Below are 3,236 nucleotides of genomic sequence, written 5' to 3' on the forward strand. Positions count from 1 at the left end.
TTATACATTATTTTCAGTATAGTTGAGCTTATTATTGACTAGAGTCATGCTCTCAGCTTGGCACTCAAGGCTCCAGGCGGGACGTGGACTCTGGCGACAGGATCCCGTTCGCGTTGGCGGAACGGAGTCCTTTCAAGCTCGCATCGCCGGGCCACAGACCCTGCAAGACTTGGGCAACACGACGCCAGGGATCCAGCCGTTCCGTTCGCGTTGGCGGGACGGAGCCCTTGCTGCTTTGAGGCTCTGGAGAAGACTGCTCAGAGGGAGCGGGATCCCTTTCCTCCAGCCTCAGGGAAAGCTGCTGCAACTGCATGTAGATGCTGTTCACGGCCAGCATGGCCAAGACCGTGCCAAAAAACTTGGTGCGGGATCCCATGGGCCAACCCCTGTGCGAAAACAAAGATACGGTTGTCGCGGGTGCGCTAGCTCCACCTTAGCTTACGGGTTTGGCTTGCCGTTCGGAGAAAATATTGATGTTCGCGTCGGCCTTGCAAAGCCCCACGGTCAAGATTTCCCAACAAGACAATGACTGCCCCCCAAAAGCCAACCTATCATCACCTGCACACCGCCCTTTGGGTGAGCGATCTGGCCAGAGCCGAACATTTTTACGGAACGGTGCTTGGGATCCCCAAGGTGGAACGGTTGCCGTTTGACTTTCCCGGCGCTTGGTATCAAGTGGGTTCCTCCCAAATTCATTTAATCGTGGCCGAGGAGCCGATGGATCCACGGCAGCGAAGCGGAACGGGATCCTCAAAGTGGGGGCGTAATCCCCATGTGGCGCTGGGGGTAGATGACTTGGAAGCGGTGAAGGCTCGCCTGCGGCAGGAAGGGTATGAGGTGCAACCGAGCGCTTCCGGGCGAGCGGCAGTGTTCGTCCGGGATCCGGATGGGAATGTGATAGAGCTAAGCTCGATTAGCGCAACTTAGCCATGAGCCATCTCCCCTCAGCAATGCCGCCGGTTGCAACAGCGTTGCGTAGCGATATGGGTTCTCGTTGCCAGTTCGATCCGGCCATCAGCCTGGTCAGTTCCGCACAGATGCAGCGCATTGAGGAGCAGATCTTCTCTGCCGGCATGCCCGTTGCCGCTCTGATGGAGAAGGTGGGGCTGGCCGTTGTTGCTCAGTTGCAGAAGGATTTTCCGCAAGCCCATCGCATTGGCATCCTCTGTGGGACAGGGCACAACGGTGGCGATGGGTTGGTGGTTGGGCGAGAGCTGTGGCTGGCCCAAAAGTCGGTGAAGGTGTGGCTGGGCAAGCCGGATCTCAAACCCCTGACGGCAGACCACGCCCGCTATCTCAAGGCGCTGGGGGCAGAGTTTGTGGAGAGTCTTGAAGAGCTGGCCGATTGCGATTTGTTAATTGATGCCCTGTTTGGGATCGGTCTGAACCGGCCTTTGGGGGAGCCTTGGGCGGGGGCGGTGGGGTGGGCCAATGGCAGTGGGATCCCCATCCTCAGCCTGGATTTGCCGTCTGGCCTCAACGACCAAACCGGGGAAGTCTGGGGCTGCTGCATTCGCGCCAGCCATACCTATACCCTTGGCCTTTGGAAACGGGGGCTGTGGCAGGAAGCAGCTCTGCCTTGGGTAGGACGGTTACATCGCGTTGATTTTGGGATCCCCGCTTGGGCCTGCCCAGAGGATGAGGTTCCCCGGTTGTTGCTGCGGCCTTGGCAGCACTTTCCTGCGGATCCCCCTTTGGATACCCACAAATACCGCCAGGGATCCCTGTTGTTGGTGGCAGGCTCGGCAGCCTATGCTGGAGCAGCGGTGTTGGCGGGGCTGGGATCCCGCGCCAGCGGGGTGGGCATGGTGACGATGGCGGCGCCGGCGGAGTTGAAAGGACTGATCCACAGCGCCCTGCCGGAAGTCTTGGTCTATGCCTGGGAGGGGATCCCCGCTTTGCCCCAGGTGGCCGAGAAACCCTTTCAGGCGGTGGCCGTGGGGCCGGGCTTGGGAGAAACCCGCTTACCACTGCTGGAACTCCTGCTGCGGGATTGGGCCGGGATCCCCTGGGTTATCGATGCCGATGGCCTCAATGCTCTGGCGGAGATGGGGGTAGAGCGCTTACGAGAAAAAGGGATCCAAGCCATTCTCACCCCCCACCTGGGGGAATTTCGGCGGCTTTTTCCGGGGATCCCGCTCCACGATCGCATCGAGGCAGCCCAAAGGGCGGCAGCCCAGAGTGGAGCCGTGGTGGTTTTGAAGGGGGCGCGGACGGTGATCGCCTCTCCCACTGGGGAATGCTGGGTGAATCCGGAGAGCACGCCGGCTTTGGCCCGGGGTGGCAGTGGCGATGTCTTGACCGGTTTGATCGGGGGCCTAGTGGCGCGAAGAAGAGCTCAAGCCGATCAACCTTTGGACGCTCCCGCCTTGCTCAGTTGCGCCTGTGCAGGGGTGTGGTGGCATGCTCAGGCGGCTGTCCATCTGGCACGGGAACGCGGCCTAACGGGAGTGGATCCGGCACGGCTGGCGGAGCATTTGCCCCAGGTGCTGCAAGCTCTTCAACAGGAGCAAGTTGTCCATACCGTGTCGCAGGCGGGTGAATAAATACTCTAAGTCATAGCCCAAGCCTTCCTGCTTGCTCCTACCCTCCACTAGGGGTCACCCGGTAAAGGGCACAGGAATAGAATTCTGGCTGGTTACTCGAAAGCCTTGGACAGGCCACCAAACCAAAGCCCGCATCCTCCACCACTATCTTCTCCGGCTGCAAGCTAAAATCCTGCGGGATCCGGAAAATCGGACTCAGGGATCCCTGAGGAGATACCCGCGCCAACCCACTGCGCCAAGACCCTTCTGCATCTTCCAAAAGGCGACTCCGACCCAACAAAGCCACTAGGTTGGATCCCTGTAGGTCAATATCCCGGATGGGCACAAAACTTCCCCCATTCTGTTCCCGTATCACCCGCCCATCCAACACCACCGCTAGCCCCTGACTGGGATTGGCCTTGAGAATACTTGGATCCCCTTGGTTATCGGCCAGAAAATAATACTCCTGTCCCTGCCTGACGAGCTTGGTTCTGGAGTCATCCGAGATAAGCGAAAACCCAGGCGAGAAAAAAGCACTCAAATCCATCACCTGAGTGGTTTGCCCCGTAGCATCCACCTGCAGCAACTCCTGAAACGTATTGGAACGCAGCCAATCCCGACTTTGCCGAGCCATAATCACCGGGAAGCTATACCGGGTGAAAACGACGCTATTGCCCACCTGAACGAGGTTGGATAGGTATTCTGCAGTTC

General features: G+C 59.1%; 4 protein-coding genes. 2 read left to right on the plus strand and 2 right to left on the minus strand.

The window, feature by feature from the left end; all coding sequences use genetic code 11:
- Positions 1 to 64: 64 nt before the first annotated feature.
- Positions 65 to 376, minus strand: coding sequence for a hypothetical protein (locus tag NW838_RS11875; protein ID WP_414356415.1), 312 nt, complete (start codon positions 374 to 376; stop codon positions 65 to 67).
- Between the two features lie 149 nt (positions 377 to 525).
- Here NW838_RS11875 and NW838_RS11880 point away from each other — a divergent pair, with 149 nt between their 5' ends.
- The gene (locus NW838_RS11880; protein WP_414342431.1) at positions 526 to 927 is read left to right on the plus strand and encodes a VOC family protein; all 402 of its coding nucleotides are present in this window, start codon (positions 526 to 528) and stop codon (positions 925 to 927) included.
- Between the two features lie 56 nt (positions 928 to 983).
- Positions 984 to 2,546 carry an NAD(P)H-hydrate dehydratase gene (locus NW838_RS11885; protein ID WP_414428096.1) on the plus strand — a complete coding sequence of 521 codons (1,563 nt, stop codon included), beginning with the start codon at positions 984 to 986 and terminating at the stop codon, positions 2,544 to 2,546.
- A 37-nt stretch (positions 2,547 to 2,583) separates the two neighbouring features.
- Here NW838_RS11885 and NW838_RS11890 read toward each other — a convergent pair.
- A partial coding sequence (locus NW838_RS11890) for a hypothetical protein (protein ID WP_414428097.1) occupies positions 2,584 to 3,236 on the minus strand: 653 nt, incomplete at its 5' end.

Origin of the sequence: Synechococcus sp. R55.2, from assembly GCF_047462075.1 — a bacterium.
Taxonomy (GTDB): Bacteria; Cyanobacteriota; Cyanobacteriia; order Thermostichales; family Thermostichaceae; genus Thermostichus.